This is a genomic window from Streptomyces albidicamelliae (genome assembly GCF_025642175.1).
Classification (GTDB): domain Bacteria; phylum Actinomycetota; class Actinomycetes; order Streptomycetales; family Streptomycetaceae; genus Streptomyces; species Streptomyces albidocamelliae.
Genome location: NZ_CP106795.1, coordinates 7,994,461 through 8,008,213, shown reverse-complemented (window position 1 = coordinate 8,008,213; position 13,753 = coordinate 7,994,461). Strand labels below are relative to the sequence as shown.

At 73.2% G+C, this 13,753-nt stretch carries 12 protein-coding genes and 1 riboswitch; of the genes, 2 read left to right on the top strand and 10 right to left on the bottom strand.

Annotated features, from left to right (window positions below; translation table 11 throughout):
• Positions 1 to 118: 118 nt before the first annotated feature.
• From N8I86_RS36190 to N8I86_RS36160, 7 genes are all read right to left on the bottom strand, one after another.
• Positions 119 to 772 carry a sigma-70 family RNA polymerase sigma factor gene (locus N8I86_RS36190; RefSeq protein ID WP_263279786.1) on the bottom strand — a complete coding sequence of 218 codons (654 nt, stop codon included), beginning with the start codon at positions 770 to 772 and terminating at the stop codon, positions 119 to 121.
• Between the two features lie 370 nt (positions 773 to 1,142).
• Positions 1,143 to 1,928, bottom strand: a complete 786-nt coding sequence (locus N8I86_RS36185; protein ID WP_263279785.1) for a hypothetical protein — start codon at positions 1,926 to 1,928, stop codon at positions 1,143 to 1,145.
• Positions 1,929 to 2,080: 152 nt separating this feature from the next.
• On the bottom strand, positions 2,081 to 2,770 hold the full coding sequence (locus tag N8I86_RS36180) for a class I SAM-dependent methyltransferase (protein ID WP_404830889.1): 690 nt from the start codon (positions 2,768 to 2,770) through the stop codon (positions 2,081 to 2,083).
• A gap of 156 nt (positions 2,771 to 2,926) precedes the next feature.
• On the bottom strand, positions 2,927 to 3,469 hold the full coding sequence (locus N8I86_RS36175; RefSeq protein WP_263279783.1) for a copper chaperone PCu(A)C: 543 nt from the start codon (positions 3,467 to 3,469) through the stop codon (positions 2,927 to 2,929).
• Positions 3,466 to 5,754, bottom strand: a complete 2,289-nt coding sequence (locus N8I86_RS36170) for a heavy metal translocating P-type ATPase (protein WP_263279782.1) — start codon at positions 5,752 to 5,754, stop codon at positions 3,466 to 3,468. The genes N8I86_RS36175 and N8I86_RS36170 overlap by 4 nt, the downstream gene beginning before the upstream one ends.
• Positions 5,754 to 5,984, bottom strand: coding sequence for a hypothetical protein (locus N8I86_RS36165; protein WP_073898227.1), 231 nt, complete (start codon positions 5,982 to 5,984; stop codon positions 5,754 to 5,756). Before N8I86_RS36165 ends, N8I86_RS36170 begins: the two co-directional genes overlap by 1 nt.
• A 143-nt stretch (positions 5,985 to 6,127) precedes the next feature.
• Positions 6,128 to 7,237: a Nickel transporter NicT gene (locus N8I86_RS36160; protein WP_241841250.1), complete on the bottom strand. Its 1,110-nt coding sequence runs from the start codon at positions 7,235 to 7,237 to the stop codon at positions 6,128 to 6,130.
• Positions 7,238 to 7,264: 27 nt separating this feature from the next.
• Positions 7,265 to 7,452: riboswitch (cobalamin riboswitch) on the bottom strand.
• 79 nt (positions 7,453 to 7,531) lie between these two features.
• Between N8I86_RS36160 and N8I86_RS36155 the strand changes: the two genes are divergently transcribed.
• Positions 7,532 to 7,927 (top strand): ArsR/SmtB family transcription factor, encoded by a 396-nt coding sequence (locus tag N8I86_RS36155; RefSeq protein WP_263279781.1) that lies wholly within the window; start codon positions 7,532 to 7,534, stop codon positions 7,925 to 7,927.
• Between the two features lie 78 nt (positions 7,928 to 8,005).
• Here N8I86_RS36155 and N8I86_RS36150 read toward each other — a convergent pair whose 3' ends face one another.
• The 3 genes from N8I86_RS36150 to N8I86_RS36140 form a co-directional block, all read right to left on the bottom strand.
• On the bottom strand, positions 8,006 to 9,151 hold the full coding sequence (locus N8I86_RS36150; RefSeq protein ID WP_263280212.1) for an RNA polymerase sigma factor: 1,146 nt from the start codon (positions 9,149 to 9,151) through the stop codon (positions 8,006 to 8,008).
• Positions 9,152 to 9,159: 8 nt separating this feature from the next.
• Positions 9,160 to 9,567, bottom strand: coding sequence for a YciI family protein (locus N8I86_RS36145; RefSeq protein WP_073899065.1), 408 nt, complete (start codon positions 9,565 to 9,567; stop codon positions 9,160 to 9,162).
• Positions 9,568 to 9,724: 157 nt separating this feature from the next.
• Positions 9,725 to 10,417 carry a YoaK family protein gene (locus N8I86_RS36140; protein ID WP_073898221.1) on the bottom strand — a complete coding sequence of 231 codons (693 nt, stop codon included), beginning with the start codon at positions 10,415 to 10,417 and terminating at the stop codon, positions 9,725 to 9,727.
• 1,065 nt (positions 10,418 to 11,482) lie between these two features.
• Here N8I86_RS36140 and N8I86_RS36135 point away from each other — a divergent pair.
• Positions 11,483 to 13,717, top strand: a complete 2,235-nt coding sequence (locus N8I86_RS36135; RefSeq protein ID WP_263279780.1) for an ATP-binding SpoIIE family protein phosphatase — start codon at positions 11,483 to 11,485, stop codon at positions 13,715 to 13,717.
• The last annotated feature ends 36 nt before the right edge of the window (positions 13,718 to 13,753 follow it).

Genomic DNA, 13,753 nt, shown 5'->3' with positions numbered 1-13,753 from the left:
CCTCCGTTCACTCGTGGGGAGCTGCGGCGGGGCGTCCGGGCCGGCGGTCACGTGAGGCGGCGCCGGCTGCCGGCGCCGCCTCGCGGGTCGTCCGCGGGCGGCACCGGTCCGGTCGCCGTCAGGCCGCCCGGCCGGCCGGGGCGGACCCGGGAGGAGTGGGTTTCCCGACGGCCGGGCCGCCGGCGGGCCCGTCGGCGTCGGCCAGCAGCGCGGTGAGGGTCGCCCGTGCGCGGGCCACGCGTGAGCGCACCGTCCCCACCGGGCAGCCCCCGAACCGGGCCGCCTCCTCGTAGGACAGGCCGACCACCTGAGTCAGCACGAACGCCTCGCGGCGTTCGTCGGGGAGGGCGTCCAGCAGGTCGAGGAGGGCGATGCCGTCGTCGAAGCCGGGCAGACCTCTCGGCTGCGCCCACTCGGCGGCCGCCTGCCAGTCGTGGGTGTGCGCCGTCCGGGGGCGTACGGCGGCACGGCGGAAACTGTCGACGACCGCGCGGCGGGCGATGGACAGCAACCAGGTACGGGCGGAGGCCCGGCCCTCGAAGCGGTGCAGGCTGTCGAGTGCCCGCACGAACGTGTCCTGGGTGAGGTCGTCGACGTTCTGGGGGTCGGCGCCCAGGTGGGTGACGAAGCGCAGCACGTCGGCGTGCAGGGCCCGCACGAAGCGTTCGGCCGCTTGCGGGTCACCGCTGCGGGCGGCCAGCGCCCAGGCGGTCGCGGCGGCGTCCGCCGCGGCCTTCTGCGTTCGCGAAGCGGGCAGGGCGGAAGTGATCACGAGGTGTCCTTCTCAGGTCCTCCGGAGCCCGGTTGTGGTGGGACCGCGGTTCTCCGGTGAATGGGGTGCCGCCGTAGGGGTGGTACGGCGGTGCCCGGGGCTCGTGCGCACTCGTGCGTGGGCAGCGGTGCTGGGGGTTCTCGGGAACCCATCAGGTCCCTTGAGGACCGCTCAGGTCCTCAGGACCGCTCAGGTCCGCGGGACCACGCAGGTCCGCGGGACCACGCAGGTCCGCGGGACCACGCAGGTCCGCGGGACCACTGAGGTCCTGGAGAACCGCTCTCGGCACGACCGCTGGACTCTTCCGAGGAGGTCTCAGAAACGCCCTCGGGAAGGGAAAGAAGGGGGAGCCCCGGTGGATCCGGCTGTCTCAGGCGACAGCGAGGCCCACCGGCGGCCCGCGGGAGATGATGGCGTGGCAGAGCAGGAGTCGTGCCAGGCGGCGGTGCCCGGGGGCGCGGCGCCTGCGCACCGGCGGCCGGCTCGGCGGCACGGGCAGGGCGAGCAGCATCCGCAGAGGGGCCACCAGGCGCGTCGCGGCGGTCCTCAGCAGGCGGAACACCGCGCGCTCGCCGTGCGCCAGCCACAGGCCGCACAGGATCGCGGCGAGCAGGTGGGCGGCGAACATGCCGAACGTGCCGTCGCCGCCCATGCTGTGAGCCATGTGCATGCTGGGGCCCATGGGCGTCACGGAGCCCGGCCCGGTGTCCCCCAGGCCGGGCATGTGCATCGCGTCCATGTGCAGGGAACCCATGTGCATGGGCCCCATGTGCAGCGAACCCACGTGCGTAGCGCCCATGTCCATGGCGTCCATGTGCGCGGAGCCCGCAGGACCCGCGCCCATGCCCATGGTGTCCACGCCCCGTGCCACGGCGGGCGGCCCCTCGGACCGGCCTGACACGAACGTCTGCGCCAGCGAGAAGCCCTCGTGCAGGACCGCCTGCGCACCGACCACGACCGTGACGATCAGCGCCTGTCCGCGCTCACGCCCGGCGAGGCACCAGCCGGCGGCACCCGTCCCGGCCGCCCCCGCCGCCATGGCCCACCAGGGCACCGGGACACCGGACATCATCACGTGACCGAGGGCAGCGAGCAGCACGCAGGCGGCGGCGAACACACCGGCCCGCAGCGTGCGGCACCACCCTCCGACAGTCATGACGCGCCCATCTTCCCACCAGTGGTCAGGTCGTCGTCAGGGGGTACGTACGGACGCCTGCCCCGGACTCAGCCAGAGAAGAGTGACACATACCGAACCGTCAGGGCGGGAACTCCACGGACGTCGCGGACGACTCCGGCACGTGGCCGTGCTCAGGCGCGGCAGCGCAGCAACTCCAGCGGCGGCTTGGTGTGGAGGTCCGTCCAGAAGTCGGCGCCGAACTCACGGACGCCGTCCTCGGACACCTGGAGCGGGACCCACTCCACCGCACGGAAGCCGGCCGCCCGCAGACTGTCCTCGTAGACCTCGCGGCGCGGCGCCGTGGTGACGATGGTGATCGGCTCGGGCTCGACGAGGGCGGTGACCCGCACCCGCGGACCCGTCTCGGTCTCCTCGCCGGTCGGCTCGCAGCGGAACCCGTACCGTTCCAGGGACGGGCAGTAGAACCGGTAGTCGGGCTTCTGCGCCAGCACGAAGAACGCCCCGCCCGGCACCAGGCTCCGGTGGATGTTGCGGCACATCCGCTCCATGGCCGCGACGTCCTCGGCGTAGTTGAGGCACTGGACGCCCACGGCGACGTCGAAGCGCCTTTCCCGAGGCCGGAGTTCGGTCACGTCGCCGACCTCGTGGCGCACCCCCAGCGGGTCACGCCGCTCGATGTCCCGGGCGGCGGCGATCATCTCGGCGGAGATGTCCACACCGAGGACGTCCGAGGCGCCGCGCAGCTGGAACTCCCTGCTGTAGAAGCCGGTGCCGCACGCCACGTCGAGGACCGACCTGCCGCGCACGTCCCCGACCATGCCCAGGAGGCTCGGCACCTCCCCGTAGCGCGTCAGCGGCAGGGACGGACGGGCCGTACCGTGGTCATGCGGCGAGTCTCCTCCGCGCCCGTCCGGACGGCGTACTGGCGGATGGCACAGGGAAGTTGGCCGGATACCCCCGAATCGACCAATCCCGTCCGGTCACGGCGTTCCCGCCATGGGCCTCGTCCGACACGGTCAGGGCCGGAAGGCGGCCGTCCCCGGGCGGACCACCACGGCGGGTATCCGCACTCGGCCGCCGCGGCGGAACGTCAGTGTGAACGACACCCGGTCACCCGCCCGCCACGCGCCGGCCGGGACCGGGACCGTCAGGTCCACCGAGTGCGGTGACATCGCGACCGTCCGCCCGGCCGGTATCTCGACCGCGTCGATCGAGTCCCGGTAGCCCGTCGCCCCTGCGCCCATGCGGTGCCGGGCGAGTGTCACCCCACCGGGGACCCCGGGTGAGGTGACCCCGAGCAGACGGTCGGTCGAGCCGCCGCCGTTGGTGATGCGGAAGAACGCCGCCGTTTCGGGCGAGGCACCGGTCGGGAGCAGCACGCGTCCTTCGGTGACTCGTATGCGGGCGGGGCTTCCCGCGTGGCCCGCGCCGACCCAGGCGGTCAGGCCGGCCAGCGCCAGGCCGGCCGCGGCGACGGGCACGAGGGCGGCGAGCAGGGCGTCGGTCAGCGGCCCGCCACCGGTGAGCCGGGCGATGGTCCCGGCAAGGGGTCCGTTCACCGCTGCACCGTCCTCCTCCGCCGCCGCTCACGTGCCGGAGCGGGCCGCCACGCCCGCAGGCGCAGGCTGTTGCCCACCACCAGCACGGAGCTGGCCGACATCGCCGCCGCGGCCACCATGGGGTTGAGCAGTCCGGCCACGGCGAGTGGCACGGTCACGACGTTGTAGCCGAAGGCCCACACCAGGTTGGCCCGGATCGTGCCGAGCGTGCGCCGGGCGAGCAGCACGGCGTCCACCAGGGCTTCGATGTCCTCGCGTACGAGGGTCAGGTCGGCCGCGCCGATGGCCACGTCCGTACCGCTGCCCATGGCGATGCCCAGATCGGCGCCGGCGAGCGCGGCGGCGTCGTTCACGCCGTCCCCGACGACCGCGACCCGGCCACCCTCGTCCCGCAACCGCCCGACGAGGGCTGCCTTGTCCTCAGGCGTGCACCGGGCGTGCACCTCGTCGATGCCGAGTGCGCCGGCCACGGCTCTGGCGGGTGCCTCACGGTCACCGGTGGCGAGGACCGGCCGGATCCCGAGTCGGCGCAGCCGGTCCACGGCTCGGTAACTGCCGGGCCGGACGACGTCGCCGACCGCGATCAGCGCCTCGGCGCGTCCGTCGACGCGTACGAGGACGGGGGTGTATGCGGCGTTCTCCGCCGCCGTGAGCGCGGCCCGCAGCGCGGTCGGCAACTCGCCCTCCGGGGCGACGACCTCCACCGTGCGGCCGTCGACGTGGCCGCGTACCCCCCGTCCCGGCGTGGCCGTGAAGTCGCGTACGGCGGGCAGCGGTTGTCCGGCCGGTGCGCGTCGCGCGCAACTGGTGACGGCTCGCCCGAGCGGGTGTTCCGACCCCTGTTCCACGGCACCGGCCAGGCGAAGGACCGTCTCCTGGCCGAGGCCGCCCGGAGCCGCGGTGATCCCGGCGACGGTCATGTGGCCGCTGGTCAGCGTTCCGGTCTTGTCCAGGACCACGATGTCGACGTGCCGGAGTGCCTCCAGGGTCCGCGGACCACGGACCAGTACGCCCAGTTGGGCCCCGCGGCCGGTCGCGGCCATGAGGGCGGTGGGCGTGGCCAGGCCGAGCGCGCAGGGGCAGGCCACGACGAGTACGGCCACGCACGCGGTGATCGCCGCCTGGGGGTCGGCTCCGGCGCCGAGCCAGAACCCGAGCACGGTGACGGCGACGGTCAGCACGACGGGTACGAACACCCCGGCCACCGCGTCGGCCAGTCGTTGCGCCCGCGCCTTGCCCGCCTGGGCGTCGGTCACCAGCCGGGTGATCCGGGCCAGTCGGGTGTCGCTCCCGACGGCGGTGGCTCGCACCAGGAGCAGACCACCGGCGTTGACCGCACCGCCGACCAGGGCCGATCCTGGCCCCACCTCGACCGGCTCGCTCTCGCCGGTGACCAGGGACAGATCCAGGGCGGAACTGCCCTCCACCACCAGGCCGTCGGTGGCGACCCGCTCACCGGGGCGCACGGCGAAGACCTGCCCCACCCGCAGCTGTTCGAGGGGCACGGAACGCTCGCCGTGCCCGTCCCGTACGGACACCTCCTTGGCGGCCAGCTCCGCCAGCGACCGCAGGGCGGCTCCGGTCCCTCGTCCCGCCCGTGCCTCCAGGAACCGTCCGGCGAGCACGAACAGCGGGACGCCGACCGCGGCTTCGAGGTACACGTGCGCGGGGCCTTCCGACGCGGACGGCAGCAGACTGAACGGCATCCGCATCCCCGGGTCGCCCGCTCCCCCGAGGAACAGCGCGTACGCCGACCAGGAGAAGGACGCCACCACACCCAGCGACACGAGGGTGTCCATGGTGGCCGCCGAGTGGCGCAGTCCGCGCACGGCCCGTACGTGGAACGGCCAGGCGCTCCACACCGCGACCGGGGCCGCCAGCACGAAGCACAGCCACTGCCAGTTCCGGAACTGCAGGGAGGGCGCCATCGACAGGACCAGGACGGGAACGGCGAGCAGCGCGGTGACCACGAGCCGCTCGCGCTCCCGCCGCGCGGCGGCCTCGGCGTCCCTCTCGCGGCCGTCGGTCCCTTCGCGCCCGTCCGGTACGGCGGCCTCGGGCAGCGCGGCCTCGTACCCCGCCTGTCCGACCGCCGTGACGAGGTCCTCCGCGGGGACGTCCGCCGGATGGCTGACCCGGGCGCGTCCGGTGGCGAGGTTGACGGTGGCCGTGACCCCGTCGAGTCCGGTCAGCTTCTTCTCCACCCGGCGGACGCACGCGGCACACGTCATGCCGCTGACCGTCAGATCCGTGACCACCAGCGGCGCCGGGATCTCGGCCCCCATCACTCACCGCCGCCGTGCATGCCGGGCATGTCACCCGTGCCGCCCCCGCTGCTTCCGCCGCCTCCGGAGCCGCGCATCCCGGGCGCCACCGGCCCGGTGGCCGATCCCACGGCGTACGACACCGAGAAGACCAGCACCAGCAGCAACAGGAAGCCGCAAAGCTTGGGCGGGGGCAGGAGCGTGCGGGGAACCCCGGCCGCGCGGCGGGAGGGGTGTCGGGACTCGGCCATGCTCGACCTTCCTGGTCGCTCGAACCGTCGTACGGCGCAGCAGGTCGCAGCCGTACCGCTCCAGCAGTCGGACGGATCGGTGGCCGAGTTCCCGCACGGGACGATGGCGTAGGCCACATGGCGTACGCGTGCGGGGCTCGACGTCAGCCGGTGTCCGCGGAGCGGGTGTTCCAGCGTTCCTCGATCCTGGCCAGGCGCCAGTAGGCGATGGCCACCGCCCAGACCACCACGAACAGACCGACGATGACGTAGCCGACGCTGTCCAGGTTCAGTCCCGCTATCCAGCCGGTGACGCCGTCACTCAGGCCGAGCTTGTCGTGCAGGACGCCGACCAGCTCGATGGTGCCGACGAAGAACGCGACGGCGATGGACAGGCCGGTGATCGTGAGGTTGTAGAACACCTTGCGGACGGGGTTGGAGAACGCCCACTGGTAGGCGAAGTTCATGAACGTGCCGTCGAGGGTGTCGAACAGGCTCATGCCCGCGGCGAACAGCAGGGGCAGGCACAGCACCGCGTACCAGGGCAGCCCGGCGGCCGCGCCGTTGCCGGCCAGGGCGAGGAGCAGGACCTCGGTCGTGGTGTCGAAGCCGATCCCGAAGAGGAAGCCGAGGGGGAACATCTGGCCCGGGCGGCGGATGGACCTGGTGAGCCGTCCCAGGACGCGGTTCATGAACCCGCGTGAGTCGAGGTGCGCCTGCAGTTCGGCCTCGTCGTACTGGCCGGCGCGCATGGCCCGGAAGACCCGGAGGATGCCGAACAGCGCCACGAGGTTGAGGGCGGCGATGAGGTACAGGAAGGACCCCGAGACCGTGGTGCCCACGGTGCCCAGGACCTGGTGGGTGCGGGAGCCGTCGTTCATCAGGGTGCCGGCGAGCTTCGCACCGCCGGCGACCAGGGCGGCCATCGCGACCACGACGCTGGAGTGCCCGAGGGCGAACCAGAAGCCCACGGAGACGGGCCGTTTGCCGTCGGCCATCAGCTTGCGGGTGGTGTTGTCGATCGCGGCGATGTGGTCGGCGTCGAAGGCGTGCCGCATGCCGAGCGTGTACGCGGTGACGCCCAGCCCGACCCCGAACGCCTTGGTGCCGACCTCATAGTGACGGGGTATCACCAGCAGGAAGAGGATCCCGAAGGCGACGACGTGCAGTGCCACGATCACGGCCAGGAGTCCCGCGGTGCGGACGGTGTCCTCGCGACGCCAGCGGAAGGACGGTTCGGCGTCGGTTTCGGGCACGCCTTGGGACACGGTCATGCGGTCACGCTCCAGCACCTCGTGGATCAGCTTCGTGATGCCGTGGCCGGTCTCCTGGCTGACGGGTCGACGCGCCCGCCCCTGCCTTCCCGGCCGTGCGGCCAGTGGCATACGTGGGGCGGGAACTCCCCGATCACAGTGGCGAGGGCCGCTCCGGCCTGAGCCCCTGAGGGCTGTCACCGGTCTTCCCGAACACCACGGCCCGTCCACCCTAGAAGGCCGGGGTCGTCAGCTGCAAGATTGCACAACTGCTCAGGTATGGAGGCGAACGCCCGGGGCTGCGATGATGGCGGCATGCATCTCGTCCCCGCGGACCGTTCCGGGCGGCGCACCATCGACGGCCACCGGGTCTGTGACGCCATCGCCGCCGTCGGCGAGCCCGAGCGGGTGCGCACCTGGGCCGACCGCTTCTCCCTGCTCTCCGATCCCGGTCGGCTGTCCCTGCTGCTCGCCGTCCACGAGGCCGGTCCCATCGCCGTCTCCGACCTCGCCGTGGCCACCGGCATGCGCGACACGACCGTCTCGCAGGCACTGCGCCTGCTGCGGGCCGCGGGAGTGGTCGAGGGCCGCAAGGACGGCCGGATCGTGCGCTACCACCTCGTCGACGGCCCGGTGGCCGCGCTGCTGGAGCACTGCAAGTCGGCCGGCACCGGCGACGGCCGCGTACGGCCCCACCGGTCCGAGGAGTAGGGCGTCGTACGCGGCTGCGCACCGGTGACGCGGCGCGGTCGTCGGGATCCCGGCCGGTGCCTGTGCCGGCCGGAGCCCTCAGTCGCGGATGCGGGCGTTGAGCCGGGCGGCCTGCCGCGTCAGGTGGTCGCGTTCCGCCAGGTTGGGAGCCTTGTGAGCCGCTTCGGCGTACAGGCGTGCCGCCGTCACCACGTCCCCGTCGCGCTCGTGCAGGTACGCCGACACGGCCGAGTGGCGGGGCAGCGAGGCGTCCAGCTCCGCCAGCGCGGCGAGCCCGGCCCGCGGGCCGTCCGCCTCGCCGACGGCGACGGCACGGTTGAGCCGGACGACGGGGCTGTCCGTGAGCCGTACCAACTCGTCGTACCACTCGACGATCTGCACCCAGTCCGTGTCCTGCGCACGCTGCGCGTCCGCGTGCAGGGCGGCGACGGCGGCCTGGGCCTGGAACTCGCCCAGCCGGTCCCTCGACAGGGCCGCCTGCAGGATGGTGATGCCCTCGGCGATCGCCTTCGTGTCCCAGCGGCCGCGGTCCTGTTCGGCGAGCGGCACCAGGCTGCCGTCCGGCCGGGTCCGGGCGGGCCGCCGGGCATGGTGCAGCAGCATCAGCGCGAGCAGCCCCGCCACCTCCGGGTGGTCGATCCCGGCCGCGAGCTGCCGGGTGAGCCGGATCGCCTCCGCGGCGAGGTCCACATCACCGCCGTACCCCTCGTTGAAGATCAGGTACAGCACGCGCAGCACGGTGGCGACGTCGCCCGGCCGGTCCAGCCGCACGCCCGAGACGGTGCGCTTGGCCCGGCTGATGCGCTGGGCCATGGTCGCCTCGGGCACCAGGTACGCCCGGGCGATCTGCCGGGTGGTCAGCCCGCCCACCGCGCGCAGCGTCAGTGCCACCGCCGACGACGGCGTCAGCGAGGGGTGTGCGCACAGGAAGTACAGCTGGAGGGTGTCGTCCACCGCCGGTGAGGGCGCGGGCGCCGGCTCCTGGTCGACGCGGTCCTCCCGCCGGCGGCGGGCGGCGTCCGCCCGCACCGCGTCGAGGTACCGGCGCCAGGCCACGGTCACCAGCCAGCCCTTCGCGTCCCGCGGCGGATCGGCCGGCCACACGCGCACCGCTTCGACCAGCGCGTCCTGTACGGCGTCCTCGGCCGCGGCGAAGTCCGCGCCACGCGCCACCATGACGGCGAGCACGCCGGGCGTCAGACTTCGCAGCAGCACCTCGTCCACGGCCGAGGTCACTCCGTGACGGTCGGCGGCTCGGCGAGGAACGGGCGCAGCTCCAGCCACTCGTGGATCGGCTCGCCGCCCGCGCCCGGCGCGGCAGACAGTTCGCCCGCCAGCTCGACCGCCCGCTCGTAGTCGTCGACGTCGATGACCATCCAGCCGGCGATCAGGTCCTTGGTCTCCGCGAACGGACCGTCGGTGACCGGCGGGCGTCCCTCACCGTCGTACCGGACCCACGTCCCCTCCGGGGCCAGCGCCTGCCCGTCGACGAACTCTCCGGTCTTCTCCAGCCGCGCCGCGAAATCGCGCATGTACTGCACGTGCGCCGTGATCTCGTCCTGCGTCCACTGGTCCATCGGCACGCAGTTGGCGGCGGCCGGAGCGCCCCGGTAGTGCTTCAGCAGCAGATACTTCGCCATGGTGACCGTCTCCTCGAAGCTCGTGCGGCCCATTGTGGCCGCCTTCACCCTGGAGACGGAGCGGCTCACGGGATCTCGACATCGCCGCCGGATTTTTTTTCGGCCGGGTTCGACGCCCTTGCACGACCGACTTGCCGCACGTCGGCTCGGCCGTGCCTCACCCGCGCGGGCTGCCGGCTTCGGGGAGCTTGCGTGCCATGCGTTCGTCGTGCACGAACAGGGCCAGTCCGGCCGCCAGCACCGCGCAGGCCGCCCACACCGCGCGGGTACCCCAGTGGAACGTCAGCCAGCCTCCGCCGAACGCCCCCGCGAGGAAGGCCAGCACCACGGCGGCGAAGTGGCGTGCCCGGCGGCGGGCGTCGGCGCTCCGGCCGACCACCGCCTCGTAGGCGTTCTGCATGGCCGAGCGGAGGTTCCCGGTCGTCATCGTGCTGTTGTAGACGGTGTCGACGAGGGTGCGGAAGGTGGACATCTGGACCGACGCCATGAACGCGATCAGGACCGTGACCAGGGCGTCGGGCGCGCTCGCGGGGATGAGTCCGACCACCGCCAGCACGACGCACTCCAGCACCATCGCCACGCAGGCCGGCCGGCGCAGCACCGCCGCCACCCTCGGTCGCCGGATCGTTTCGGCGACCAGGACACCGGCGAGGAAGGCAACGACCGCGGGGAGGTGGCCCAGCGCGTCCCACCAGTGCCGCTGCGCGGCCGCCACGCCCATCAGGACCACGTTGCCGGTCTGCGCGTTGGCGAAGACGCCTCCACGGCTGATGAAGGTGTAGGCGTCCAGTCCCCCGCCGACCAGCGCCAGCAGGATGCCCAGCCGTACGGACCGGTCCGTCGGCAGCACCTCTTCGACTCCACCGGGCCCGACGGCGGCGCCCGGCCGAGGCCCCGTCGAGTCGCCGTGCCCCGCGGCATCCTCCGCCCCGGCCGCGGCGGAACCCGACCGCTCGCCCGGGCGTCGTCCGGTGGCACCGCCGGCGTCCCCGGCACCATCCGCCCCGGCCGCGGCGGAACCCGACCGCTCACCCGGGCCTCGTCCGGTGGCACCGCCGGCGTCCCCGGCACCAGCCGGCCCCGGCGCACCCCCCGCCTGAGACCCCCTTGAGTCGCCACGCCCCTCGGCACCATCCGCCCCGGCCGCGGCGGAACCCGACCGCTCACCCGGGCCTCGTCCGGTGGCACCGTCGGACCCGGACCCTGCTTCTGCGCCCGTCCCTACAGCACCGTCGGCGGGCGGGCTCTGCTGCTCGGGGTGGCCTCCCGTCTGCGGTGTGGCGTCCGACATGTCTGCCCCTTCCGCCTCCCGCGGCCCGCCGTCCGGCAACCTGGCGCGCGGGGGTCGAGCCTGTCGTGTCCCGGCCGGCAGTCCGTGCCGCCGCCGCGCCCCGGCTCGATCAGCCGGCGTCCGTGCGCCGGCCGATCCGGCAACCGGTCGTTGGCGTGCTCGCGCGCCGCCGGGGCTCGGCCTGCCAGAGGTGCCTTGCGGTCCGGTCGGAGGCTCGCCCTGCCAGAGGCGCCTGATGTTCCGGCCGGCCCGGCGCCACCGCCCGCAGCCCCGGCGCGGCGCGCAGATGTCTTCCGATCATCCCCCACTCCCCCGGCGGCTGCCCGGTGGCGCGGGCCTCGGACGCCCTGCCATCGGGCCTGGCCGGTCCCGTCCAGGCCTCGTAGGACCGGCAGGGCCCGCAGGAGCCTCTGGTGATCGGCCCGCGTCACCGTCCCGCGTTCGCCCGGCGACGGCCCCTTCCGCGGGAGGAGCGCACCGACGCGTGCGTACGGCCCCCCGTGCGCCAGGCGGATGCGCCCGCCGCACGCCGGGGGGAGCATGGAGAACAGCCCACCACACAGCCACGCAGCCAGCTTCAGCCTCACGCGCCCTCCGGACGGGCGTCCGACGCGGGACACGGCCATGAACGAACCCACGGACCCCCAGACCACTCTGCACCGGGACTCCGCCCTCGCGACCACCTTGCGGGACGTCGTCGAGCACCTGGGCGCGAACACGGGCCTCGCCTACCTGCTGGACGAGGACAGGCGGACCCTGCGGACCGCGATCGTCGCGGGGGCCCAGCCCGCGATCTACACCATGCCGGAACGGGTGGACGTCGACGCCCCGTACGCCACCGCGGCGGCGTTCCGCACCGGTCAGATGACCATGGCCGGGTTCGCCGCCCCGTACTACCCCGATCTGAAGCTCGCCAGCCGCATCCCCTTCCCCTATTCGGTGATCTCCCTCCCCCTGGACGCCGAGAGCAGCCGCCTCGGCGTTCTCACCTTCGCCTGGGTGCCACCCCGTACCCGCTTCCTGCACGCCCACGAGATCGCCTGGCTGACCGACCGGGCCGAAGACCTCGGCCGTACCCTGCACACCCTCCTCGGCCAGGGCGTCGACATGCGTCCCGGCACCAAGCCCGCGCTGATCCCGCTGTACCAGCCGAAGTCCCACGCGGCGCAGGCCGACAACTCGGGCTGGGGCCTGCCGCACGTCCCGGGCTCCACCGAGGTCAGCTTCATGTACCAGGTGCACCAGCTCGCCGCCGAACTCAACGAGGCCGCGAGCATCGACGAGATCATGCAGGTCGCGCGCGACCGGGTGATGGCCCCGTTCGGCGCCTCCGCGTTCGTCGTGAGCACGCTCAAGGACGGCAGGCTCTGGATCACCGGGCACAGCGGGTATCCCACCGTCGCCCTGCGGCTGCTGCACGGCCAGGCCGCCGGCCCCCATCGCCCCGACGCCGACGCCCTCCTGACCCACACCCCGCTGTTCTTCGAGGACCACGCGACCCTCACGCAGGCGTATCCGCACGCCGTGGACGACGAGCTCGAAGCGACCGCCCACCTGCCGCTCATCCTCAAGGACCGGCTCACCGGGGTGTGCACGCTCGGCTTCGGCCGGCCCCGCACCTTCAGCTCGCAGGAACGCGCCGTCGCCATGATGATGATGGACCTCCTCGGTCCCGCGATCGAGCGCGCGAGTCTCGACGAGAACGCCCGCTCGTTGGCCGAGAACCTGCAGAAGAAGCTCCTCCCCCGCGATCTCGTCGAGGTCCCCGGCATCACCACCACCGCGCGCTACCTGCCCGCTCCGTCCACCGCCGGACTGGGCGGCGACTGGTACGACATGATCCCGCTGCCCGCCGGCCGCCTCGCCCTGGTCATCGGCGACGTCGAGGGGCACAGCATCGAGAGCTGCGTGGTGATGGGGCAACTCAGGAGCGCCGTCCGCGCGTACACCACCGAGGGCCACCCCCCGGACGCCGTGATGACGCGCGCCAACCGTCTCCTCAACGCCCTCGACACCGATCTCATGGCCACGTGCTGCCTCACCACCGTGGACCCCTCGACCGGCGTCGCCGAGACCGCCCTCGCCGGTCATCCGCCGCCGCTCATCCGCACCCCGAACGGGCAGATCGCCGCCCCGGACCTCCCTCCGGGCATTCCCCTCGGGATCGACCCCGAGACCACGTACACCGCCGACGAGACCCCGCTCAGCCCCGACACCCTGCTCATCCTCTACACCGACGGCCTCACCCACACGCACACCCACGACACGATCCTGTGGACCCACACGCTCGACACCACCACCTCGCCGCCTCCCCACGCTCCGCCGTCGGCCACCCCCGCCCAGGTCGCACCCTCCCTCGACACCCTCGCGGACCATCTGATCGACCAGGCCACCACGCACGGCACGCACCACGACGACGTCGCGCTCCTCCTCGCCCACTACGAGGGACCGCACCCCGGCCCCAACCGCCGCATCAAGCGCACCACGTTCCACCGCCACGACCTGAGGGCCGTCAAGGCGGCCCGTCAGTTCATCACCGACAACCTCCACCAGTGGGGCCTGGACGACCTCATCGACAACTTCCAGCTCATCACCAGCGAGATCGTCACCAACGCCCTCATCCACGCGGACAGCGACGTCGATCTCCGCCTGCGCGAGTACCCCGACCACCTGCGACTCGAAGTGCGCGACACCAACCCCACGCCGCCCATCCCGACGCCCATCACCCAGACCCTGGAACAGAATCAGCACGCCGAGCACGGGCGGGGGCTCAACATCGTCGACACCCTCTCCACGCAGTGGGGCAACACCCCCAGCGGGCGGGGCAAGACCATCTGGGTCGACATCTACAACACCTAGCGCGCGGTCGTCCGCCTCCCCGGCGCACTCGTGTCC